Raw genomic sequence first — 22,185 nt, forward strand, 5'->3', positions numbered from 1 at the left:
GGCGCCGGCCCGCGGCCACCTCGGCATCGAGGATCCGCTCGCACGCCTCCCGGGTGGTCGCCAACGGCTTCTCGCAGAACACCTGCTTACCCGCCGCGATACCGGCCAGCACGTACTCCTCGTGCGACGGCCCCCACGAGGTCACCACCACCGCATCGACACCCGGATCCGCGATCAGCTCCTGACCGCTCCCATGAACCGACGCCCCGTCCGGCGCGACCGACCCCGCCCGGTCCACGTCCACATCGCTGACCGCGACAACCCTGGCCCCCGACAACACCGTGGTCAACCTGCGGATATGGTCCTGACCGATCATCCCGACACCGATCACACCCACGTTCACCGTCACGGGAGCTGTCCTTTCGTCCGGTCGATCGGTCGGTAAGGCCAGCGCCGGACGGGCCCGAGCCCGCACGCGACGAAGTAGCCGGCGGTGCGGGCGGCGATCGGGAGCGGGATGTCCGGCTCCACCGGGTAGAGGTCCTGCTCGATCACGCAGAACACGTCCCGGTCGAGGTTCGCGAGCGCGGCGAGGAGCGGCGGCATCGGCGGGTCGCCGTAGGGCGGCTCGCACATCACACCGAGCGGCACGGCCTCGGCCAGCGAGAGGTTCTCCCGCCGGACCCGCTCGCGGACCTCCGGATCGACCTGCTTGAGGTGTACATAGGTGATCCGCTCGGGGAAGCGCTCGACGATCTGGACGTTGTCCCCGGCGCAGTAGGAGATGTGCCCGGTGTCCAGGCACAGGTTCACGAACTCGGGATCGGTGTCGGACAGGAACCGCTCCACGCGTTCCTGGGTGTCGACATGCGTGTCGACGTGGGGGTGGAACACCAGCGCGACGCCGAACTCCTCCTGCAGGTACCGCGCGAGCTCGTCGGTGCCGGTCACCAGGTTCTTCCAGTGATCGGGATCGATCTCGGTCGCCTCGGTGGCTTCACCCGTGTGCATGTCGGTGTACTGGTCGGGCAGGTGGACGAGGTACTCCGCGCCGACCGCGCTGAGCAGCCGCGCCTCCCGGCCGAAGTCCTTCTTGGCCTTGTCCAGGGCGTCCTTGCCCCGGTGCAGCCCGGCGAAGACGGTGCCGCCGGAGACGGTCAGTCCCCGGCTGTCCAGCTCGTCGCGCAGCTGCGAGGGGTCCTGCGGCAGGAAGCCCTGCGGTCCGAGTTCCGTGTAGAGGTAGCCGGCTCGGGCGACCTCGTCGAGGTACTGCTGCCAGCCCACCTGGTGGGCGTCGGACGGGAACCAGACTCCCCACGAGTCGGGTGCGGTGCCCAGCTGCAGCCGGGCGAGGTCGTTAGTCGCGAGATCGCTCGTCGCGAGGTCGTTCGTCGCGAGGTCGTTCGTCACTGTGGTGCCTCCTCGGTGGCGGGGGTGAGGAACGGGTGCTGGTCGGCGCGAGGTCACGATCGCACCGGCCTGGACGGGTATCCGGTGATCACGACCGGGATTCCGTTGTATGAGAACGGTCGTGTCCCGCGAGGCGGGGGACCGATCAGCGGATCTCCGGCTCCGGGGTGGGCGTGCGGGCCCCGAGGAAGCCGAAGTCGCATCGTTCGTCGGCCTGCAGGATGTGCTGCGGCTACCCGTTGAACACCGTGGCGGTCGCGACGTTCTCGCCCAGCGTCGCGCCGTTCGCGGTGCGCGCGGACGTGTCGAGCAGCTCACCGAGGTTGTGCAGCAGCGCGGGCAGACCGCCGGCGTGGAAGAAGTCCTCCATCAGGTAGGTCCCGACGGGCGAATGTTCGACAGCAGCGGGAGGGGGGCGTCAACACGCCGGTGACGGTGATCGACCGTTCTCGAAGGTCCGGTCGCGGTGCCGTCTCACCGTTCGACGATGTGGACCAGGACGTCCGCCCCGCGCAGCGCTGCGACGACGGGCTGCGGGAGCGGCCGGTCCGTCACCACACCGGTCAGCCGCTCCAGCGGTGCGACGCGGGCGGGCGCCGAGCTGGTGAACACGTCGTGGGTGGCGACGAGCACCACCTCGTCGGCGATCTCCATCAGCCGGCGCTGCACGCTGGCCTCCGCGGGTGAGGGCGAGTAGGTGCCTCGAGCGTCCACCGCGGCCGTGGACAGGAAGAACGTGCGCGCCCGCAGCTGCGCCACGGCGGCCTCCGCGGACGGGCCCACGAAGGCGTGGCGGTCGGCGAGCAGCTCGCCGCCGAGTGCGACGGTCCGCGGTGGCGGCCGGCGTTCGTCGAGCAGGTGCAGCACCGGCATCGAGTGGGTGATGACCGACCCGCGGAATCCGTCCGGAAGGGCTCGCGCCAACGCGTACGCCGTCGGACCCGCATCCACCGCGATCGTGTCCGTCGGCCCGACCAGCTCGGCCGCGCGGCCCGCGACCCTGGCCCGGGCCGCGGCGTCGCCGTCGTCGGGGAAGACGCGGCCGCACAGCTCGGACAGGGCGAGCGTGGCCCCGCCGTGGACGAGGCGCACCTGCCCGGCCGCCTCCAGCACGTGCAGGTCGCGCCGGACGGTCATGGTCGACACGCCCAGCTGCCGGGCGACGTCGGCGATCGCGATGAACCCGGCGGACCGCACCGCGGCCGTGATCCACATACGGCGCTCGCCGGCGCCCTCGTTACGGGTGTCGGGATAGGTCATGGCGTGGGGGAGGTCCTCTCCCGTCCGGTGACGGGACCGGAGCTGGCGCGCACGACGAGCTCGGCGGGCAGCGCCAGCCGGGTGCGGAGGTTGCCGTCCCGGCCGCCGATCACGTGGAGCAGCATGCGCACCGCCTGGCGGCCCGCGGCGGCCGCGGGCAGCCGGACCGTGGTGAGCCGGGGTGTGACCATCTCGGCCAACGAGGTGTCGTCGAAGCCGACCACGCTGACGTCGGCCGGCACGCGGACCCCACGGTCGGAGAGTCGGTTGACCACTCCCACAGCCACCTCGTCGTCGTAGGCGAGTACGGCCGTCGCATCGCCGGCGAGCACCAGGTCCGCGGCGCGTACCCCGGACGAGAACCGGGCCTGGAACGGTCCGAGCTCGGTCGCCTTCATCCCCAGCAGCTCGCAGGTCGCGCGGTAGGCGCTCAGCCGGATCTCGTTGGAGTAGCTCCCCGTCGGGCCGGCGAGGTAGACGATCCTGCGGTGCCCGAGCGCGTGCAGGTGCTCGACGGCGTGCGCGGTGGCCTCGGTCGCGTCGGTGACGACCGCGGGGATGCCGTCGACCAGCCGGTTGGCGAGCACGACGGGCACCAGTTCGGCCAGCTCGCGCAGGGCGTCGTCCGACATGAGAGGTGAGGCCAGCAGCAGCCCGTCCACCTGGGGCGCCATCGCCCGGGCCCACAGCTCCTCGTCCTGCGGGTGCTCGTCGGAGCCGGACACGAAGAGCGCGTAGCCGTCGCGCCGGGCCTCCTGCTGCACCGCCTTGGTGATGGCCGCGGAGAACGCGTTCGCGATGTCCGGCACGACGATGCCGATGGCGCCGGTGCGGCCTCGAGCGAGCGAGCGCGCAACGGGGTGCGGCGCGTAGTGCATCTCCTCGGCCGCCGCGAGGACACGCTCTCGCGTTCCCACGGCGACCGCACCGGGCTGGGTGAACACGCGCGACACCGTGGCGGGTGACACTCCGGCCCTGGCCGCCACATCACGGATCGACATGCGCCCTCCTCGCTCCTGCAAGAAGTATGAAACCGGTTTCTGAAACATGCCACCGCCATCCGGGGCAAAGACGGCGGAGGTTTTCGGAGCACCGAGGCGTCCGCACACGTCATCGCGTCGCGACCGCTCCTGCGCGGCGACCGCACATCACAGCTCTTCCGGTGGCGACGCGGATCGCGGACGATGACGGGATGGCGAGCTGGTGGCGCGGGGTGCGCGCGGCGGTGGGGCGGTTCGTCGCCGACGTCGTGCGGCGGTGCCGGGAACGGGGCCGGTCCGCGGCCTTCCGCGCCGGCCGCCTCACCCTCGCCACCGTGGCGGCCTTCCTCGTGGCCGAGCTGGTCGGGCTACGGAACCCGCCGCCGCTCATCGCCGCGCTCACCGCGCTGCTGGTCGTGCAGGCGACGCTGGCCAGCACGCTCCGGAGCGGCGTGCAGCGGGTGCTGAGCGTGGTCTCCGGCGTTGCGCTGGCGGTGCTGTTCGTGTCCTTCGTCGGGCTCACCTGGTGGAGCCTCGGCGCGCTCGTGGCGGCGTCGATCCTCGTGGGCCAGATCCTCAGGCTCGGCCCGCACCTGGTGGAGGTGCCGATCAGCGCGATGCTCGTGCTCGGCGTCGGGTACGCGACGGGGGCGGAATCCGTCGGCGCCGGACGGGTGGTCGAGACGTTCGTCGGCGCGGCGGTCGGCGTGCTGGTCAATGTCGCGTTCCCCCCCGCGGTGCAGACGCGCTACGCGGGGCGTGCCGTCGAGAAGTTCGCCGGGGAGATCGCCGGCATGCTCGAGGACGCCGCCGGCGCCCTGACCGCAGGAACGGTCGAGGTGGAGCAGGCGGCCCGGTGGCTCGACGACGCGCGCAGGCTCAATCGGCACGCCCCCCAGGTCGACCTGGCGCTGGCCCAGGCCGAGGAGAGCAGGCGGCTCAACGTGCGCGCGCTGGGAACCCCGCGCAGCGAGCGCAACCTGCGCGAGGGGCTCGATGCGCTGGAGCACACGTCGGTGTCGACCCGCACGCTGTTCCGCGCCGTCTACGACGCGACGCTGGAGCGCACGGGCGTGCAGGAGGACCCCGCCTATGCGGACGACGTGCGTCGCAGCGCCGCCGGCCTGATGGCCGGGCTCGCCACCGTCGTCCACGCGTTCGGCCGGTTGCTCTGCGCCGAGATCGAGTCGTCCGGAGAGGCGGAGGAGGCCGACCTGACCGCGGCTCTGGCGGCCCTGCGCCGGGAGCGGGCCGGGGTGGAGGAGCTGCTGCTCGCCGACCCGCGGGGCCGCCAGGGGCTCTGGGAGTTGAACTCGGCGATCCTCACCACCGCGGACCGGGTGCTGCACGAGCTCGACGACGCCGAGCACGCGCGGCTCCGGACGGCGCAGCAGGAGGCGGAACGCGCCCGGAGGTCCACGTCCCAGGCGGTGGGACGGCTGCGCAGCACAACCCGTCAGCTCGGCGAACGGGTCGATCTGATCAAGCGGGTCGATCTGATCAAGCGGGCCGACCTGGCGGCACGGCAGGGAAGGACCAGAGGCCGAGCTACGCCCGAACCCGCCGACAACACTGCCGCGACGCCGGTCGGAGAGATGCGACGCGAGCGTGATGACGCCGCCCGTCGGGTCGATCAGCGGGGCGAAGCGCCCGGATGGTGACGACGCGACACAGGGCGCTTCGACGGTCGAGGCTCCAGCCGACGCCGACGACTGCATGGTGATCTGCGTGTCCCGCGCCGTCAGCCCACGACTCGTCCTCGATCTCTGCCCCACGTGGGGCAATGCCCGACCACAGGAATCCGCAGCCGGCGTATCAGTGCGTCGTCTGGCCGCCACTGACGTTCAACGCCTCACCCGTGATCTCACTGGCGTCATCGGACGCCAGGAAGAGCACGGCGTTGGCGATGTCGGTGGTGCGCTGCATTCGTCCCATGGGAATCCCCGAGCTCCACTCCTCGTACGCCTCGTCGTAGGAGATGTGCTTGTGCTCGCTGGTGGCCCGGATGTTGCCCCGCATCATCCCGCTCATCACCATGCCCGGGCAGACGGCGTTGACGCGGACCGCGGGCGCGACCTCGGCCGCCAGGGCGAGGGTGAACCCGAGCACTCCGGCCTTGCTCGCGCTGTAGTGGGTGTTCTCGGGCCAACCGCGTTCGGCCGCCTGCGACGACACGTTGACGACGCTGCCGCGGCCTCGCTGGAGCATCCCGCGCAGGAGCCCGCGCGTCAGCAGCATCACGGCGCGCAGGTTGACGTCGAGGTTCAGGTCGATCACCTCATCGGTGCACTCGACGAGCGGGACGTGCATCGACACGCCGGCGTTGTTGACGAGGATGTCGATCCCGCCGAGGCGATCGATCACCTCGCCGGTGGCACGCGCGATCTCACCCGCGTCCTGCAGATCGCAGACCACACCCGATGCGTCCCCTTCGCTGGCGGCCGCGGCGACCTCGACCGCCTTCGTGAGCGTCGCGATGTCACGGCCGAGGAGCACCACGCGAGCGCCGGCACGGACGAACGCCTCGCCGATGGCCGGCCCGATCCCGCCGGCCCCGCCGCTCACCAGGACCCGCTCGCCCGCGAAGTTCCACGCGTGGGGCATCGTCCACCAGCCTCTCCTGAGCCGCTGCGATACTCCCGCCCCCGGGTGAGAGGGTGAGCGCGATGAAGGGGCACTTCCATCGACCGGCAACGACGCTCCGCTCGACCGCCATGTCCGCGGGCCTGATCGTTCAGTAGCGGGCGCCGAAGGTGGCCGGGACGGCATCCAGAAGGGCCCTGTCCTCCGGTTCGAGAACCAGGTGAGCCGCCGCCGCGTTCTCGGCCACCCGCTCCGGGCGCGTGGTGCCAGGAATCGGCACCACCCGGTCGCCCTGCGCGAGCGCCCAGGCCAGGGCGATCTGGCCGGGAGTGGCGCCGTGGCGCGCGGCCACGGTGCGCACGGCGTCGAGGATCTTCGCGTTGGCCGTCATCGCCTCGTCGGTGAACCGTGGGTTGTGGGCGCGGAAGTCCCTGCGGTCGAAGGCGTCGGGGACGAGCGTGCCGGTGAGGAACCCACGGCCGAGCGGGGAGAACGGGATGAAACCGGCCCCGTGATCGGCGCACCAGGGGAGCACCCGGTCGAGGGGGTCGCGGGTCCAGATCGACAGCTCCGACTGGACCGTGGCCACCGGATGGATGGCAGCGGCTTCGTCGAGTTGATCCACGTCGACCTCGCTCATCCCGACGGCTCGGACGTCCCCGCGCTGCACGAGCTCCGCCATGGCGCCCCACGTCTCCGCGAGTGGCACGGCCGGATCGACACGATGAAGCTGGTAGAGGTCGATGGCCTCGACGCGGAGCCGGCGCAGCGACTCCTCGCACGCCCGGCGGATGTGCTCCGGTCGCCCGTTCGGGCCCGGTACCCGGCCGGATCTGCGGTCGGTCACGACCAGCCCACCCTTGGTCGCGACCACGACCTGCTCACGGTCTGCGGGTGGCAGCCCGGCCACCGCCTCGCCGACCAGTTCCTCGTTGTGGAATGGGCCGTACACGTCGGCGGTGTCGATCAACGTGACCCCTCGGGCCACGGCGGACCTGATCACCGCCACCGACCGGGCCGAGTCGCGCTCGGCGGGCGAGTACGCCCAGGACATGCCCATGCAGCCGAGACCGACGGCGCCGACCCGCGGACCACCGTCGAACAACTCCCGCTTCGTCATTCGGCGCTCACGATGCGGACGGCGAACTCGGTGTACTCGTCCGCGACCTGCTCGGGGGTGATGGGGCCATCGTCGCGGAACCACCGCGCGACGCTGACGCACATCTCGCGGATGGCGAACGATCCGAGCGCGGGCGACTCGATGGTGAACCTCCCGGCAGCCACTCCGTCCTCGATGATCCCGCGGAGCGCGTGATCGTGTCGGCGCCGCAGTGCCTGCATCGCGGCGCGGTGGGGCTCGTCGAGGCTCGAGGTGTCGCGGTTGACGACGATCGCCTCGCGGCGGTGGGTCGCATGCCGCAGCGCGTAGATCCGCGTGGCGTTGCGCAGCCGGTCGAGCGGGTCGGTGCGTCCGGCCGTGGCCGTCGTGAAGTCGTCGAGCACTCCGGTGACGGTCCGGTCGATGATGGTCAGCAGCAGGTCGTGCTTGGCGCGCATGTGGTTGTAGAGGCTCGGGGTACGCACCTCGAGCGCCTCGGCGATCTGGCTCAGGGCGGTCCCGTGGTACCCGCGTTCCGCGAAGAGCGTCAGGGCCGAGTCGAGCACCGCCGCACTGGTGACCGTGGCCCGCTCACCGATCCGAGCCATCCGGCCCTCCTGTCCCGTCCGCCTGTCGATCCGTGCTGTCCGGGGCCGGCACGAACCCGACGATGCGCAGCGCGAAGTCCGTGTACTCGTCGGCCACCTGCTCGGCGCTGCGCGCGCCGTCCTCCCGGAACCAGCGGGCGATGCTGACGCACATCTCGAGGATCGCGAACGACGCGAGCGCGGGGGAGTCGACGTGGAACGCGCCGGAGTCGATGCCGTCGGCGATGACGGCACGCACGACCCGCTCGTGGTCCCGGCGTCGCTCACGCATCCGAGTCATGGTGGGCTCCGGCAGGCTCGTGGTGTCCCGGTTGACGACCAGCGCCTCGCGCCGATGGGTCGCGTGTCGCAGGGCGTAGGCGCGGGTGGCCCGGCGCAGTCGCTCGGCGGGATCGGTCAGATCCCCCACAGCGGTCCGGAAGTCGTCGAGGACCTCGTCGAGAGTGCGTTCGACGATCGTCTCGAGCAGGTCCTGCTTCGAGCGCATGTGGTTGTAGAGGCTCGGGGTGCGGATGCCGAGCGCGGCGGCGATCTGGCTGACGGCGGTTCCGTGGTAGCCGCGGGCGGCGAACAGCGTGAGCGCCGCGTCGAGCACGGCGTCGGCCGTGACGCCGAGGCGGCCGTCCGCTGATCCTGGGTCGGCTCGCACCGGAGGCATGTCCCGAACCCTACCCTTGTCATACGAATGAGCGTTAGCTAGCTTTTCCGTACGAACGAGCGTTAGCTCGTAGTCGCCCGCTCCAGCGCCGGAGGAATCCTCGATGGCAAGACACCAGGACGGCTCGATGTCCACCGACCCTGTGGTCGCCGGGCCGGTCCTGTCGGCGTCGGGTGCGGTCGCTCACGACCTGTGGTCAACGTGGTCCGGCGCGGCCGCGAGACCGGCGACGAGACGGGCGTCGCGCGGTGGGCCGCAGCCGGATCGGCGCGGTCGCCATCGTGATCATGCTGGTCGCCGGGCCGAACTTCCGCCTCCGTCCACTAGCCCGAAGGAGCAGCGGTGCTGCACACAGAACTGATCAGAACGGTGCCCGAGATCCTCGACGGGCACGCCCGGCTGCGCCAGGACACCGTCGCCTTCGTCGACGACGAGCGCGCGGTCACCTACGGCGAGCTCGCCACGACCACGGCCCGGCTGGCCGGACACCTGCAGGCCCTCGGCGTCGAGCGCGGCGACCGCGTCCTGCTCTACCTGGACAACCGGGTGGAGGTGGCCGAGTCCTATCTGGCGATCCCGCGGGCCGGCGCGATCGCGGTGTGCGCGAACCCGGGGGCGGCCACGGCCGAGGTCACACACATCCTCGACGACAGCGGCTCCCGGGTCGTCGTCACCGATGCGGCGCACCTCGACCTGGTGCGCTCGCTCGCGGCCGAACGCGACGGCCTGCTCGCCGTGATCGTGGTCGGGGGCGGATCGGCCGGCCGGGAGATCGCCTACGCGGACCTGCTCGGCGCGCCGTCCGTCCAGGACCCCCGCGACTGCCTCGAGCTCGACGACGTGGCCTGGATGCTCTACACCTCGGGCACCACCGGGCGTCCCAAGGGCGTGTACCTGACCCAGCGCGGGTGCTTCTGGGTGGTGGCCGCGTGCTGGGCCCCGATCGCCGGTATCGGCCCCGGCGACGTGCTGCTCTCCGCGCTCCCGCTCTTCCACTCCTACGCGCTGGTGCTGTGCGTGCTGGGGGTCGCGGCGGTGGGGGCGAGTGAGCGCATCCTCCCGCGCTTCTCCGTGCAGGACGTCCAGGCCCGGCTGCGTCACGGTGGCCCCGAGGGGGACGTCACCGTCCTGCCCGGCGTGCCGACGATGTTCCACTACCTGCTCGACCGCGGCGGCCCCGACGGGCTCGGGGCTCCCGCGTTGCGAATGTGCATCTCGGCGGGCGCGATCCTGCCCGCCGCGGTGAACGAGGGCTTCGAGAAGGCGTTCGAGGTGCCGCTGCTCGACGGCTACGGCATCACCGAGACCTCGACGATGGTCACGATGAACTGGCCGACGGGGTCCAGGGTGATGGGCTCGTGCGGGTTGCCGCTGCCCGGCCTGTCGGTGCGTCTGGTCGACCCGGCCGGCGGCCGGGACGTCCTGCCGGGGGAGGAGGGCGAGCTCTGCGTGCAGGGCCCGAACGTCACGCCCGGCTACCACAACCTGCCCGAAGCGAGCGCCGCAGTGCTCGTCGACGGCTGGTACCGGACCGGTGACCTGGCCCGTCGTGACGAGAACGGCTACCTGCGGATCAGCGGCCGGACCAAGGAGCTGATCATCCGCGGCGGGGAGAACATCTACCCGGCCGAGGTGGAGGACGCCCTGCTCGCGTCCGACGAGATCCGCGACGCCGCCGTGGTCGGGGTCCCGCACGACCATCTCGGGGAGGTCGCGGTCGCGTTCGTGGTGCCGCGGGACCCGGGCACTCTCGACCACGACGCCGTGCTGGCGTGCGCCCGGGAGCGGCTGTCGTCGTTCAAGTTGCCCGAGAGGCTCATCGAGGTGGAGCAGATCCCGCGCACGGGGTCGGGGAAGATCCTCCGCTTCCAGCTGCAGCAAAGGCTGTGACGAAGCACCGACGACCCCGCCTGGTGGGGCGACGACGAGCAGCCTAGGGTTACTAAAGAGCGCTAGTTAGCGAAGGAGCGGCAATGGAGCTGACCAACACGTTCAGCGTCTCCCAGCCGGTGGAACGGGCCTGGGAGGTCATCACCGATCTCGAACGGGTCGCCCCCTGCCTGCCCGGGGCCGCGCTGCTCGGCGTCGAGGGTGACGACTACCGCGGGGCGGTGAAGATCAAGGTCGGCCCGGTGACCGCCCAGTACGAGGGCGTCGCGCGGTTCGCCGAGCGAGACGACGCCGCCCACCACGCGGTGCTGCGTGCCGAGGGCCGGGATGTCCGGGGCCAGGGCAACGCCGCCGCCACGATCGACCTGAAGCTGACCGCGCAGGGTTCCGGCACGCAGGTCACCATCGACACGGACCTGGAGCTGGCCGGGCGGGTGGCCCAGTTCGGCCGGGGCGTGATCGCCGACGTCAGCGGCAAGCTGATCGGGCAGTTCGCGACGCGGCTGGAGCAGGAGATGGCGGCGTCCGGCTCGCCGGAACCGGCCTCGTCCGCGAGCACCCCGGCCCCGAGCACCCCGTCTGCAGACCCCGCCCCGCCCGTCCGGCGCAGCATCGACGACGTCGAGCCGCTCGACCTCATGTCCGTGGGAAGCAGCGCCGCGCTGAAGCAGATCGTGCCCGTCGCCGCGGCGGTGGCCGGTCTGCTCCTCGGTCTGCTCCTCGGCCGTCGCGGCAGGTCCGGCGGCCGCGCCGGTGGCCCGGCACAGATCGTCCTGAACATCGTCCTGCCCGGCAGCAACCCCGAGGAGGGGATCCGATGACCGAGATCCAGCGGGAGACCGCGCTCTACATCAACGGGCGGTGGGTGCCCGGTGGCGGCAGCGACCTGGAGGTGGTGGACCCGGTGACGGAGGAGGTCACCGGGGTCATCACCCAGGCCTCGACCGACGACGTCGAGGCCGCGGTCGCCGCGGCTCGCGCGGCGTTCCCGGGCTGGGCCGCCACCCCGGTCGCCGAGCGTGCCGCCGTGCTGCGCCGCGTCCGCGACGTGATCGCCGAGCGCGCCGACGTCTTCGCCGACACCGTCACGCGCGAGCTGGGAGCTCCGCCCAGGGTGGCGCGCGCCCTGCACGTCGACACCCCGCTCGCCGTCGTCGACGCCACCATCGAGGCCCTGGAGCGCTTCGCGTTCACCAGCGAGATCGGCAACTCGCTGATCCGCCGCGAGCCGGTCGGTGTGGTCGCGGCGATCACGCCGTGGAACCTGCCGCTGCACCAGGTGATCGTGAAGGTGGTCCCGGCGCTGGCCGCGGGCGCCACGGTCGTGCTCAAGCCGGCCGGGCTCACCCCGCTGGCCGCGTTCGAGCTGGCCCGCGCGTTCGACACCGCCGGGCTCCCCGCCGGCGTGTTCAATCTGGTGCCGGGCAGCGGCCGGGTCGTGGGCGACCTGCTCACCCGCCACCCGGGCGTCGACCAGGTGTCGTTCACCGGCTCCACCCCGGTCGGCAGGCAGATCGCCGGCGTCGCGGCGGAGACCCTCAAGCGGGTCACCCTTGAGCTGGGCGGCAAGTCCGCCAGCGTGGTGCTCGCCGACACCGACGACGAGCTGCTCGCCAAGGCCGTCAAGATCACCGTTGCGAACTGCTTCCTCAACGGCGGCCAGACCTGCACCGCGCTCTCGCGCCTCATCGTGCCTGCGGACCGGATCGAGCAGGTCGAGGAGCTGGCCGCGGCGGCCGCGGCGAAGTACACGCCCGGCCCCCGACTCGGCCCGCTGGTCTCCGCGGAGCAGCGCAAGGAGGTCGAGTCGTTCCTCGACCCGGCGGCGGGCGGCGCCTCGGCGGCCACCGTGTACGGCGGTGCGGAGCTCCCCGAGCGCGGTTACTACGTTTCCCCGACGGTGATCTCCCGCGTGGATCCGGACTCCCGGCTCGCTCAGGAGGAGGTCTTCGGCCCGGTGCTCGCGATCCTCGCCGCAGGCTCCGACGACGACGCCGTGGCGATCGCGAACAACAGCATCTACGGCCTCGGCGGTGCGGTCTGGGGCTCCGACGGCGACGCGGCGCTGGCCGTGGCGGCTCGGCTGCAGACCGGCCAGGTCGACGTCAACGGCGGCGCGTTCAACCCGGGCGCCCCGTTCGGCGGGTTCAAGCAGTCCGGGACGGGACGTGAGATCGGCGAGTACGGCATCGCCGACGTGTGCGAGATCAAGGCGGTGCAGCGATGACCACGCAGACCGAAGCAGTCCTGGTCGACGGGACCGAGTACCCGCACGAGGTGCGGGCGGCCGTCCTGCGGGTGGTCGGTGAGCCGATGGCGGTCGAGACCATCCGGCTCAAGGCCGTCGGTCCCGGGGACGTGCGGGTGCGCATCGAGCAGACCGGCGTGTGCCACTCGGACCTCTCGCTCGCCCGCGGTGTGCTCGCCCAGCCGCTGCCCGCCGTGCTCGGCCACGAGGCGTGCGGCACGGTCGTCGAGACCGGCGCGGGGGTCACCGACCTGAACCTCGGCCAGCGGGTGATCCTGCTGTGGATCACCTCGTGCGGGCGGTGTTTCCACTGCACCCACGACGAGCCGCACCTGTGCGCCACCGGCTCCTCCCGGGCCGGGGAGCCCTACGCCGTCACCGGCGACGGCGAGCCCGTCTACCCGGGCCTGACCGTCGGCTCGTTCGCCGAGCAGACCGTGGTGCCCCGCGGCGCCGTCGTCGCGGTGCCCGACGACATCGACACCGCCGACGCCGCGCTGCTGGGCTGCGCCGTCACCACCGGGGTCGGAGCGGTCGTGAGCACCGCGCACGTCACAGCGGACTCCTCGGTACTGGTCGTCGGCCTCGGCGGGGTCGGGCTCTCGGTGATCCAGGGCGCCCGGCTCGCCGGCGCGTCGACGATCATCGCCGTGGACCGCAACACCGACAAGGCCGAGATGGCGAAGGCGGCCGGGGCCACGCACTTCCTGGCGGCCGACGACGACACGAAGAAGGCCGTGCGCGGGCTGACCGAGAAGCGCGGCGCCGACTTCGTGTTCGACTGCGTCGGCTCGGCACGCACGATCCGCGACATGTGGTCGATGACCCGACGTGGCGGCGCGGCCACCGTGGTCGGCATCGGTGGTAAGGACGACATGGTGTCGTTCAGCGCCCTGGAGCTGTTCCACTTCGCCCGTACGCTGCGCGGCTGCGTCGCCGGCTCGCTCGACGCCGCGACGGACATGCCGCGCTTCTTCGACTGGGTCCGCTCGGGCGATCTCGACCTCCGGCAGCTGGTCACCGGAGCGGGCACGCTGACCGACGTGAACACAGCGCTGGACGAGCTGGCGGCCGGCCGCGGCATCCGCACCGTCCTGCGCCCGGACGGGGGTGCGTGATGAAGATCGGGACCATCGAGATCCTGCCCGTGCTCGACGGCACGGGCCGCGAGCAGGCCACCGAGGTGCTGAGCCGGCCGGGGGTGCCCGACGCGTGGTCGTGCCACGCCGAGCACCTCGACGCCGACGGGGTCCTCAACATGCCGCTCGGCGGCTTCCTCGTCCGCACCGGGGACCGCACCGTCCTGGTCGACGCCGGGGTCGGCACGATCGACAACGGGAAGTACGCGGGCGGCGGTTTCCTGGACTCGTTGCGCGAGTACGGGATCGGCCCCGAGGACGTCACCGACGTCGTGTTCACGCACCTGCACTTCGACCACGTCGGCTGGGCCACGAAGAAGGGCCAGGTCGTGTTCCCGAACGCCACCTACCGGGTGCACGCCGACGACTGGGCGCACTTCGTCGAGTCGGCCGACGCCGAGCCCGGGGCCGTCCGCAAGCTCTCCCCGCTGGCCCCGCAGCTGGAGACGTTCGACGGCGGGGTCACCCTCGCGCCGGGGCTGACCGCGCGCCCCGCTCCCGGCCACACCCCCGGCTCCACCGTCTACGTGGTGTCCAGCGGAGACGAGCGTGCGCTGCTGCTCGGCGACGTCGTCCACTCGGTGGTCGAGCTGGCCGAGCGGGACTGGGAGGCGGTGTTCGACGTCGACCCGGTCGCGGCGAGTGCCGTCCGCAACGCGCTGGCCGACGAGGTCGCCGACTCGACCGACCTCGTGGTCGGCGCCCACTTCCCGGGCCTGCGCTTCGGCCGCGTGGTCACCACGTCCGGCAACCGCACCTTCCGCGCCATCTGAGAGGCAGGACACCATGGATCTCCAGCTGACAGGCAAGAACGTCCTGGTCACCGGGTCGGGGCAGGGCCTCGGCAAGGCTTTGGGCCTCGGCTTCGCCCGCGAGGGCGCCAACGTCGCGTTCCACTACAACTCCTCCGGTGACGGAGCCGAGAAGGCCGCCGCCGAGGCATCCGAGCTGGGTGTGAAGGCGATCGCGGTGGGCGGCGACCTGCGGGACGCGGCCGCCGTCGCGTCCATCGTGGAGCGCACCGAGACCGAGCTCGGGCCGATCGACGTCCTGGTCAACAACTCCGCGGTCACCAAGAAGCAGCGCTTCCTGGAGTCCACGCCGCAGGACTGGGCGCCGCAGGTCGACGTCACCGTCACCGGCACCCTGCAGATCACCCACGCCGTCGCGAAGCTGATGGCCGAGCGCAAGTCCGGCTCGATCGTCAACCTGATGGGCGACTCGGGCCGGGTCGGCGAGTCCGGGCTGCTGGTCACCGCCACCGCGCGCTCGACGACGGTGGGTCTGACCCGCTCGCTGGCCAAGGAGCTCGCCCGGTTCGGCATCCGCGCCAACGCCGTGTCCCTCGCCCTGGTGCGCACGGACAACTTCGACGCGCACGCCGGGACGCCCGAGGCGGAGCAGATGAAGAAGATCCTCGCCCAGTACCCGCTGCGCCGCGTCGGGCACCCGGACGACATCACCCCGATGGTGCTGCTGCTGGCCTCGCCGCTGTCGTCCTGGACCACCGGGCAGGTCGTGTCCGTCAACGGCGGGTACGCAATGCCATGAGCAGCCTCGGCAACAGCGTGCGACGCAAGGAGGACCGGCGGCTGGTGACCGGCCACGGTCGCTACGTGTCGGATCTGGAGCTGCCCCGGATGCGGCACGTCGCCTTCCTGCGCAGCCCCTACGGGCACGCCCGGATCACCGGTGTGGACGCCTCCGCGGCCCGTGAAGCGGGCTACCGGGTGTTCACCGGCGCGGACTTCTCCGACGTCGTGCTGCGCGCGCAGTCCGCGCTGCCGTCCTACGTCGAGACCGACCAGCCGGTGATCGCCCACGAGAAGGTCTGCTTCGCCGGTGAGACGGTCGCCGCTGTGGTCGCGGCGAGCCGCTACCGCGCCGAGGACGGCATCGAGCTCGTCGAGGTCGACTACGACCCGCTGCCGCCCACGGTCTGCGCGTGGGAGACCCCTCGTGAGCCGGTGCACCCGGAGGCGCCGGACAACGTCCTGCTGGAGCGGACGTTCGACGCCGGGTCCGTGGAGGACGGGTTCGCGGCGGCCGCGGTCGTCGTCGAGCGGGAGCTGATCACCAACCGGCACGCCGGCAACCCCATGGAGTGCCGGGCCGGCGTCGCGCTGTGGAACGCCTCGGACCGCAAGCTGACCTTCTGGAACGGCACCCAGGTGCCGCACATCGTCCGGAACATGATCGCCGAGCTGATGGACCTGCCCGAGGGCAACGTCCGGGTGATCGCTCCGGACGTCGGCGGCGGGTTCGGCGTCAAGGCCGTGCTCTACCCCGAGGACATCGCGCTGTGCCTGATGGCGCGCGCGATGCCGGGTGTGCCGCTCAAGTGGGTGGAGGACCGTGCCGAGCACCTGCTGGCCGCCACCCACGCCCGCGACCACCGCTATCTGATGAAGGCCGGCTTCGCCGCCGACGGCACGCTGCTCGCTGTCGAGGCGGACGTGACCTGCAACGTCGGGGCCTACTCGGTGTACCCGTGGACGGCGGGCATCGAGCCGCTGATGGCGGGCGGGCTGCTGTCGGGGCCGTACAAGCTGTCGAACTACCGCGCCACGGTGCGCGGCGTGGCGACCAACACCTCGCCCTCGGGCCCCTACCGCGGGGTCGCCCGTCCGGCGAGCGTGTTCGCCATGGAGGCCGTGCTCGACGACGGTGCCCGTGAGCTCGGGCTGTCCGGTGTGGAGATCCGCCGCCGGAACCTGATCCGGCCGGAGGACATCCCGTACAAGATGCCGTCGCGCCTGGTCGACGACTCAGGTCACTACGACGAGTGCCTCACCAAGGCCCTCGACGCGCTGGGCTACGACGAGTTCCGGGCCGAGCAGGAACGCCGCCGGAGCACCGACGAGCATCCGATCGGAATCGGTTTCGCCTGCTACAACGAGCTCACCGGTCTCGGACGGGCGGCCAGTGCCGGGCCGCGAATGCCGTTCCGGACCGGGCACGACGCGTGCACCGTGCGGATGAACCCCGACGGCCGGGTCACGGTCTTCTCCGGCGTCACGTCGCAGGGCCAGGGCCTGGAGACCACGATGGCGCAGATCGTCGCCGACGGGATCGGCGTCGCCTACGACGACGTCGACGTCCGGATCGGCGACACCGACGAGTCGCTGTGGGGCTTCGGAGCGTTCTCCTCACGCCAGGCCGTGATCGGCGGCGGTGCCGCGCACCGCACCGCCGAGGCGGTGAAGGAGAAGGTGCTGCTCCTGGCCGCGGGCCTGCTGGAGGCCAACGCCGCGGACCTGCGCATCGAGGACGGCGAGATCTCCGTCGTCGGCGAGCCGAAGCCGCGGATCTCGGTGGCCGAGGTGGCGCGGGTGGCGTACCTGGAGTCGAACCGGCTGCCCGAGGGAATCGAGCCCGGGCTGGAGGCCACGAGGTTCTACGACCCGATCCGCGGTGCGTTCGCCGCGGGCGCCCAGGTCGCGGCGATCGAGGTGAACCGGGTGACCGGCGAGCTGACGATCTTGCGGTACGTGTGCGTCGAGGATGCCGGACGGGCCATGCACCCGCAGATCGTCGACGGCCAGATCATGGGCTCGATCGCGCAGGGCATCGGTGGCGCGATGTACGAGCACCTGATCTACGACGACGACGGCAACCTCTCCACCGGCACGTTGCTGGACTACCTGATGCCGACCAGCGCCGAGGTGCCCGACATGGTCATCGGCCACGTCGCGCAGCCCGCGAACAACCCGCTCGGCGTCCGCGGGGTGGGGGAGGGCGGCACGCTCGGCCCCAACGCCGTGCTGGCGGGTGCGATCGCCGACGCCCTCGGCGTCCGGATCGACACCCTCCCGATCACCCCCGCGAGCGTCTGGAAGGAACTGCAGTGATCGACACCCTCGTCCACGACCGCGTCGCGGTGATCACACTGAACCGGCCGGACAAACGCAACGCGCTGAACGTCGCGCTGTGCCACGCGATCCGCGACGCCGTCGGAGACGCGGTCGCGGGCGGTGCCCGGGCGATCGTCCTCACCGGTGCCGGGACGAGCTTCTGCTCCGGCGCCGACCTGGGCGAGGTGTACACCGCCGACTTCCGCGACGCCCTCTACGCGATGCTGCACGCCGTCACCGATGCGCCGGTCCCGGTCATCGCGGCGGTGAACGGTCCGGCCATCGGTGCGGGCACCCAGCTCGCGATCGCCGCGGACCTTCGGGTCGCCGCGCCCGGTGCGGTCTTCGGCGTGCCGACCGCGAAGATCGGACTCGCTGTGGACCCGTGGACGATCCGCAGGCTCGCTCTGCTGGCAGGCAACGGCACAGCCCGGGCGATCCTGCTCGCCTGCGACCAACTCGACGCCGACGCTGCACGCAGCTGTGGTCTCGTGGAACGCACGGGTGCGCTGGAGCAGGCGATCGAGTGGGCGGAGGGGATGGCATCCCTCGCGCCGCTGACCGTCGCCTACTCCAAGCAGGTGCTCAACGAGGTCTTCGAGCCCGAGCTGGACGCGACGGGCCCGGACACCAAGGGCCTCGACGCCGCGTTCGAGGCCTGCTGGGCCAGCGAGGACTTCGTGGAGGGCCGCCGCGCCCGCACCGAGAAACGCCCGCCCGTGTTCGAGGGGAGATGACCCGATGAAGTGCGCCCCGTTCGACTACGTCCGCGCCAGCAGCGTGGAGGAGGTCGTCAAGACCCTGGCCGACGCCGACGGTGACGGCAAGATCCTCGCCGGCGGCCAGAGCCTGGTGCCCGTACTCGCCCTGCGGATGGCCCGGCCGTCCGTGCTCGTCGACGTCAACCGGATCGCAGGCCTGGGCTCGATCCGGTCGGACGACGGAGCGGTCGACGTGGGTGCCCTGACCCGGCACTCCGCCCTCGTCGATCAGACACGTCACCCGCTGCTCGCGGAGGCGGCGAAGTGGATCGGGCACACCGCGATCCGCACCCGCGGCACCGCCGGCGGGAGCATCGCGCACGCCGATCCGTCGGCCGAGCTCCCGGTCGTCGCCGTCGGTTCCGGCGCGACGATCAGCATCGCCGGACCGGGCGGGACCCGCACCGTCGCGGCGGACGAACTGTTCGTGAGCGCACTGGTGACCTCGCTCGCCGAGGACGAGATGATCACCACCATCCGGTTCCCGAAGCCCACACGCTGGGGCTTCGCCGAGTTCGCCCGCCGGCACGGGGACTTCGCGCTCGTCACCGCCGTCGTCACGGAGATCGACGACGCCGTCCGCATCACCCTCGGTGGCGTCGCCGCCGTCCCGGTCCGGGCTGCCCAGGCAGAGCAGGTGCTCGCCGACGGCGGCACCGCCCGCGAGGCCGCGGCGGCTGCGTCCGCCGAGATCGACCCCACCGCCGACCTGCACGGCTCGGCACCGTTCCGCCGCGCGATAGCCGCCGAGATGGTCCGTCGCGCGCTGGCCCAGGCCGGAATCGACTAGCCCGAACCCTCAAGGGAGAACCGATGGACGTCACCTTCAGCGTCAACGGCGAGCGCGTCCGGCTCGACATCGAGCCCCGCCGCACCCTCGCCGACACCCTGCGCGAGGACTGCGGTCTCACGGGCACCCACCTCGGGTGCGAGCACGGCGTCTGCGGTGCCTGCACCGTGCTCGTCGACGGGCAGCCCGCGCGCGCCTGCCTGATGTTCGGGGTGCAGGCCGACGGCTCGTCGGTCACCACGGTCGAGGGGCTGGAGGGCGAGGACGGCGAACTGCACCCGTTGCAGGAGTCGTTCGTCGCCCACCACGGCCTGCAGTGCGGCTTCTGCACCCCCGGCATGCTCATGAGCGCCCTGCACCTGCTCGACAACGACCCCGAACCCAGCCGCGAGACGATCCGCGCGGAGATGTCGGGCAACATCTGCCGCTGCACCGGCTACCAGGGGATCGTCGACGCCGTCGCCGCGGCGGGCGAGGTGCTGAAGGAGAGCACCGACGTGCAGTGAGGCTCGACCGCGAGCAGACGGCAGGCCGGCGCCATGGGGCCGGCGGGGCGACTGCCTTTCGGCCGGCAGGTAGCCGCCGACCGTGATGTGAAGGGCTCGCCGGCCGTTCCTGCGCCCCGGCGTCACCTGGCTCGAGGTGCCCGAGCTGTTCGACTCCGTCGCCGACGGCGGCCGGCTCACCCACCGTGCACGATGCGCCCGCCGATCAGGGTCGCACGCACGGAGTCGGCGTGCGGGGCCGTGAGGGCGTCGCGTAGCGGGGCGTCGAGGAGCACGAGATCGGCGGGCTCGCCTGGTCGGACGCGGCGCGGTGGTCCGCCGGGGTTGTCGGCCGGCGCGAGGTAGGCGTCGAGTGCGATCGCAGGGGTGAGGCGCTCGGCCGGGCCGGCCACGGCTCCGCCGGGCACCCGGCGGTCGACGGCGGAGGCGATGACGGCCCAGGGGTCGAGGGGGCCGTAGGGGGCGTCGCTGGAGAGCGCGAGCGGCACGCCGGCGTCGAGAAGGGAACGGCAGCGGTAGAGGTCGGCGTGGTCGGTGGCGGGCAGGTCGAGCAGGTAGCGGTCGCCACGGTCGGCGAGGAACCCGGGCTGGGTCACGACGTGGAGTCGGCGGAGGTCTCCGATCAGCTCGGCCGGGACGAGCGCGGCGTGCTCGACGCGGTCGTCGGAGTGGGCGCCGGTGTTGTCGAGGGCGGCGAGCAGCAGGACGAGGGCCTCGCGGCTCACGCAGTGCACGGCGACCCCGCGGCCGGTGCTGTGCGCGGCGCGGATGCGGCGGGTGAGCGCGTCGAGGTCGGGGAGGCCGGAGTCGGCCATCACGATCTTGTACGGGCCTGTCGCTGTTCCGGCCGGTGGTCGCTCGCCGAGCGGTGTCCCGAGCAGGGTGACGTGCTGGGGTACCGCTCCGGCGCGGCCCAGAGCGTCGAGCGCGGCCGCATCGAGGTCGGGGGTGGCGTCGGTGACGGCGGTGATGCCGAACCGGGCGAGCCGGGCACCGACCGCGGTGAGGTCGGGCGGGGCGCCGTGCGGCAGGCGGGTGCGCAGCCAGTCGTCGGCTCGCCAGAGCCGTCCGGTGGGTCGTCCGTGCGCGTCGCGCTCGACGCCCGGGTGGTCGGCGCGGGCGAGGTCGAGGATCTGTGCGGCGGGACCGTTGACGATCCAGAGCGCTCCGCTGCGGTGCTGGACCCGGACCGGGCGCCGGGCGTGGAGCGTGTCGAGTCCTGCGGCGTCGAGGAGTCCGGCGACCGATTCGTGGTAGCCGACGCCGCGTACCCAGCCGTGCTCGTCGGCCGGGGCCATGGCGAGGGCGGCGGCCAGCGCGGCGCGGTCGTGGACGGCGGGTGGGCCGCAGCGGGCGGAGCGTTCGACCGCGGCGAGGGCGTGCAGGTGCAGGTGGTGGTCGGTGAGGCCGGGGATCACCGCTCCGCCGTCGGCGTCGATCTCCTCCTCGCCCGGGCGGCGGGGGAGCGCGGCACCGATCTCGGCGACCGTGGCGCCGGTGATCCGCAGGTCCGCCCGGCGCCCTTCGATCTCGGCGTCGCGCAGCAGCAGGCCCGTCACGGTGCGGGGACGCCGAGCTCGTCGAGCACCGCGGCGGTGTCGGCCCCGCTGCTCGGTGCCTCGCCCGCGACCGGCCGCCGCTGTGGCAGGGCCACGGGCACCGGCCCGCCGGAGGTGTCGACGACCCAGCCGTCGTCGCTTCTGTGTGCGGTGGGGGCGGGACCGACCGGCCGGTCGATGGTGGCCACCACGACGTCGGTCATCGCGATGTCGAGCAGTGTGCCGGGCGGGCTGGTGAGGGCGAGCGTGGCGGCGGTCAGGCCGGTCAGGGGGTCGGCGATCGCGTCGCCGCAGAACACGGGTCGCCCGCGGTGGTCGAGCGCGGTCAGACCCGCCGTCGCGGCGACGTCGTCGCCGAACCCGACCCGGTTCGACGCACGCCCGGCGGCGGTGATCGAGATCCAGGTGGTGCCCGCGGCCGCGGCGGCGTGGGCGTCGAGGCCGAACCCGGCCAGTGCCCGTGGCCTGGAGGCCTCGACGACGATGTCGGCGGCCTCGACCAGGGCGGCCATCGCGTGCCGTGCGGCGGGGTCGGCCGGGTCGAGGACGACGGAGCGGTGGCCGGCGTGCAGCAGCCGGTAGAAGCCGGGGTCGCCGCGGCGGGCGCCGTCGGGGCGCTGCGGGGTCTCGACCTTCACCACGTCGGCGCCGGCGAGCCCGAGCAGGTGCGCGCACAACGGTCCGGCCCACAGGGCGCTGAAGTCGACCACGCGCAGGCCCTCCGCCGACCGACCCGGACCGGGAACGGGCGGTGGGGCAGGCGACGATGGAGCGACGGGCGCGGCGGCGACGCCCAGCAGTTCGGCGCGTTCGGCGAGCTCGGCCCCGGGGTGCTCGCGCAGCCAGGCGGCGACGGCCGGCCACGGGTCGGCGGGCAGGTCGGCGCCGACCAGGGCGCCG

At 72.5% G+C, this 22,185-nt stretch carries 21 protein-coding genes and 1 pseudogene; 11 read left to right on the forward strand and 11 right to left on the reverse strand.

The genetic code is table 11. The features are described from left to right. The 5 genes and pseudogenes from JWR81_RS22470 to JWR81_RS22490 all read right to left on the reverse strand — a co-directional run. Positions 1-349 (reverse strand): Gfo/Idh/MocA family oxidoreductase (locus tag JWR81_RS22470; protein WP_297656496.1); only part of this gene is annotated, 349 nt, incomplete at its 3' end. Beyond that, positions 346-1,350 carry a TIM barrel protein gene (locus tag JWR81_RS22475; protein ID WP_297656499.1) on the reverse strand — a complete coding sequence of 335 codons (1,005 nt, stop codon included), beginning with the start codon at positions 1,348-1,350 and terminating at the stop codon, positions 346-348. The genes JWR81_RS22470 and JWR81_RS22475, both read right to left, overlap by 4 nt. Positions 1,351-1,582: 232 nt before the next feature. Beyond that, positions 1,583-1,738, reverse strand: a pseudogene (locus tag JWR81_RS22480) (dihydroxy-acid dehydratase); the annotation flags it as partial. 86 nt (positions 1,739-1,824) lie between these two features. Continuing rightward, the gene (locus JWR81_RS22485) at positions 1,825-2,610 is read right to left on the reverse strand and encodes a DeoR/GlpR family DNA-binding transcription regulator (RefSeq protein WP_297656505.1); all 786 of its coding nucleotides are present in this window, start codon (positions 2,608-2,610) and stop codon (positions 1,825-1,827) included. After that, on the reverse strand, positions 2,607-3,611 hold the full coding sequence (locus JWR81_RS22490; RefSeq protein ID WP_297656508.1) for a LacI family DNA-binding transcriptional regulator: 1,005 nt from the start codon (positions 3,609-3,611) through the stop codon (positions 2,607-2,609). The genes JWR81_RS22485 and JWR81_RS22490 overlap by 4 nt, the downstream gene beginning before the upstream one ends. Positions 3,612-3,802: 191 nt before the next feature. Between JWR81_RS22490 and JWR81_RS22495 the strand changes: the two genes are divergently transcribed. Then, positions 3,803-5,251, forward strand: coding sequence for an aromatic acid exporter family protein (locus tag JWR81_RS22495; RefSeq protein ID WP_297656511.1), 1,449 nt, complete (start codon positions 3,803-3,805; stop codon positions 5,249-5,251). 154 nt (positions 5,252-5,405) lie between these two features. Here JWR81_RS22495 and JWR81_RS22500 read toward each other — a convergent pair whose 3' ends face one another. From JWR81_RS22500 to JWR81_RS22515, 4 genes are all read right to left on the reverse strand, one after another. Continuing rightward, on the reverse strand, positions 5,406-6,194 hold the full coding sequence (locus JWR81_RS22500) for an SDR family NAD(P)-dependent oxidoreductase (RefSeq protein WP_297656513.1): 789 nt from the start codon (positions 6,192-6,194) through the stop codon (positions 5,406-5,408). 130 nt (positions 6,195-6,324) lie between these two features. Further along, complete coding sequence (locus JWR81_RS22505) at positions 6,325-7,293, reverse strand: aldo/keto reductase (protein WP_297656515.1); 969 nt, start codon at positions 7,291-7,293, stop codon at positions 6,325-6,327. Then, positions 7,290-7,880: a TetR/AcrR family transcriptional regulator gene (locus tag JWR81_RS22510; RefSeq protein ID WP_297656518.1), complete on the reverse strand. Its 591-nt coding sequence runs from the start codon at positions 7,878-7,880 to the stop codon at positions 7,290-7,292. Before JWR81_RS22510 ends, JWR81_RS22505 begins: the two co-directional genes overlap by 4 nt. Beyond that, positions 7,864-8,538: a TetR/AcrR family transcriptional regulator gene (locus tag JWR81_RS22515; protein ID WP_297656521.1), complete on the reverse strand. Its 675-nt coding sequence runs from the start codon at positions 8,536-8,538 to the stop codon at positions 7,864-7,866. The genes JWR81_RS22510 and JWR81_RS22515 overlap by 17 nt, the downstream gene beginning before the upstream one ends. Before the next feature lie 342 nt (positions 8,539-8,880). Between JWR81_RS22515 and JWR81_RS22520 the strand changes: the two genes are divergently transcribed. The 10 genes from JWR81_RS22520 (at position 8,881) to JWR81_RS22565 (ending at position 19,726) form a co-directional block, all read left to right on the forward strand. Next, on the forward strand, positions 8,881-10,428 hold the full coding sequence (locus JWR81_RS22520) for a class I adenylate-forming enzyme family protein (RefSeq protein WP_297656524.1): 1,548 nt from the start codon (positions 8,881-8,883) through the stop codon (positions 10,426-10,428). An 83-nt stretch (positions 10,429-10,511) separates the two neighbouring features. Continuing rightward, complete coding sequence (locus JWR81_RS22525; RefSeq protein ID WP_297656527.1) at positions 10,512-11,249, forward strand: SRPBCC family protein; 738 nt, start codon at positions 10,512-10,514, stop codon at positions 11,247-11,249. After that, complete coding sequence (locus JWR81_RS22530) at positions 11,246-12,655, forward strand: aldehyde dehydrogenase family protein (protein ID WP_297656532.1); 1,410 nt, start codon at positions 11,246-11,248, stop codon at positions 12,653-12,655. Before JWR81_RS22525 ends, JWR81_RS22530 begins: the two co-directional genes overlap by 4 nt. After that, positions 12,652-13,794 carry a zinc-binding dehydrogenase gene (locus JWR81_RS22535; protein WP_297656535.1) on the forward strand — a complete coding sequence of 381 codons (1,143 nt, stop codon included), beginning with the start codon at positions 12,652-12,654 and terminating at the stop codon, positions 13,792-13,794. The genes JWR81_RS22530 and JWR81_RS22535 overlap by 4 nt, the downstream gene beginning before the upstream one ends. Next, positions 13,794-14,588, forward strand: coding sequence for an MBL fold metallo-hydrolase (locus JWR81_RS22540; RefSeq protein ID WP_297656539.1), 795 nt, complete (start codon positions 13,794-13,796; stop codon positions 14,586-14,588). The genes JWR81_RS22535 and JWR81_RS22540 overlap by 1 nt, the downstream gene beginning before the upstream one ends. Before the next feature lie 13 nt (positions 14,589-14,601). Next, on the forward strand, positions 14,602-15,366 hold the full coding sequence (locus tag JWR81_RS22545; protein WP_297656544.1) for an SDR family oxidoreductase: 765 nt from the start codon (positions 14,602-14,604) through the stop codon (positions 15,364-15,366). Next, the gene (locus tag JWR81_RS22550; protein WP_297656547.1) at positions 15,363-17,666 is read left to right on the forward strand and encodes a xanthine dehydrogenase family protein molybdopterin-binding subunit; all 2,304 of its coding nucleotides are present in this window, start codon (positions 15,363-15,365) and stop codon (positions 17,664-17,666) included. The genes JWR81_RS22545 and JWR81_RS22550 overlap by 4 nt, the downstream gene beginning before the upstream one ends. Further along, positions 17,663-18,406: an enoyl-CoA hydratase gene (locus JWR81_RS22555; RefSeq protein WP_297656550.1), complete on the forward strand. Its 744-nt coding sequence runs from the start codon at positions 17,663-17,665 to the stop codon at positions 18,404-18,406. Before JWR81_RS22550 ends, JWR81_RS22555 begins: the two co-directional genes overlap by 4 nt. Positions 18,407-18,410: 4 nt before the next feature. Next, the gene (locus JWR81_RS22560; RefSeq protein ID WP_297656553.1) at positions 18,411-19,220 is read left to right on the forward strand and encodes an FAD binding domain-containing protein; all 810 of its coding nucleotides are present in this window, start codon (positions 18,411-18,413) and stop codon (positions 19,218-19,220) included. A 23-nt stretch (positions 19,221-19,243) separates the two neighbouring features. Beyond that, complete coding sequence (locus JWR81_RS22565; protein ID WP_297656556.1) at positions 19,244-19,726, forward strand: (2Fe-2S)-binding protein; 483 nt, start codon at positions 19,244-19,246, stop codon at positions 19,724-19,726. 176 nt (positions 19,727-19,902) lie between these two features. Here JWR81_RS22565 and JWR81_RS22570 read toward each other — a convergent pair whose 3' ends face one another. Further along, a complete protein-coding gene (locus JWR81_RS22570) occupies positions 19,903-21,285 on the reverse strand; it encodes an amidohydrolase family protein (RefSeq protein WP_297656559.1) in 1,383 nt (460 codons plus the stop codon). Further along, positions 21,282-22,185 (reverse strand): CoA transferase (locus tag JWR81_RS22575; RefSeq protein ID WP_297656562.1); only part of this gene is annotated, 904 nt, incomplete at its 5' end. The genes JWR81_RS22570 and JWR81_RS22575, both read right to left, overlap by 4 nt.

The organism is Pseudonocardia sp. (genome assembly GCF_025965585.1).
In the GTDB taxonomy this organism is placed as follows: Bacteria; Actinomycetota; Actinomycetes; order Mycobacteriales; family Pseudonocardiaceae; genus Pseudonocardia.

Coding starts and splice junctions, on each gene's coding strand:
- JWR81_RS22485 (WP_297656505.1), bottom strand. CDS start 2,610: ATGACCTATCCCGACACCCGTAACGAGGGCGCCGGCGAGCGCCGTATG.
- JWR81_RS22490 (WP_297656508.1), bottom strand. CDS start 3,611: ATGTCGATCCGTGATGTGGCGGCCAGGGCCGGAGTGTCACCCGCCACG.
- JWR81_RS22495 (WP_297656511.1), top strand. CDS start 3,803: ATGGCGAGCTGGTGGCGCGGGGTGCGCGCGGCGGTGGGGCGGTTCGTC.
- JWR81_RS22500 (WP_297656513.1), bottom strand. CDS start 6,194: ATGCCCCACGCGTGGAACTTCGCGGGCGAGCGGGTCCTGGTGAGCGGC.
- JWR81_RS22505 (WP_297656515.1), bottom strand. CDS start 7,293: ATGACGAAGCGGGAGTTGTTCGACGGTGGTCCGCGGGTCGGCGCCGTC.
- JWR81_RS22510 (WP_297656518.1), bottom strand. CDS start 7,880: ATGGCTCGGATCGGTGAGCGGGCCACGGTCACCAGTGCGGCGGTGCTC.
- JWR81_RS22515 (WP_297656521.1), bottom strand. CDS start 8,538: ATGCCTCCGGTGCGAGCCGACCCAGGATCAGCGGACGGCCGCCTCGGC.
- JWR81_RS22525 (WP_297656527.1), top strand. CDS start 10,512: ATGGAGCTGACCAACACGTTCAGCGTCTCCCAGCCGGTGGAACGGGCC.
- JWR81_RS22530 (WP_297656532.1), top strand. CDS start 11,246: ATGACCGAGATCCAGCGGGAGACCGCGCTCTACATCAACGGGCGGTGG.
- JWR81_RS22535 (WP_297656535.1), top strand. CDS start 12,652: ATGACCACGCAGACCGAAGCAGTCCTGGTCGACGGGACCGAGTACCCG.
- JWR81_RS22540 (WP_297656539.1), top strand. CDS start 13,794: ATGAAGATCGGGACCATCGAGATCCTGCCCGTGCTCGACGGCACGGGC.
- JWR81_RS22545 (WP_297656544.1), top strand. CDS start 14,602: ATGGATCTCCAGCTGACAGGCAAGAACGTCCTGGTCACCGGGTCGGGG.
- JWR81_RS22550 (WP_297656547.1), top strand. CDS start 15,363: ATGAGCAGCCTCGGCAACAGCGTGCGACGCAAGGAGGACCGGCGGCTG.
- JWR81_RS22560 (WP_297656553.1), top strand. CDS start 18,411: ATGAAGTGCGCCCCGTTCGACTACGTCCGCGCCAGCAGCGTGGAGGAG.
- JWR81_RS22565 (WP_297656556.1), top strand. CDS start 19,244: ATGGACGTCACCTTCAGCGTCAACGGCGAGCGCGTCCGGCTCGACATC.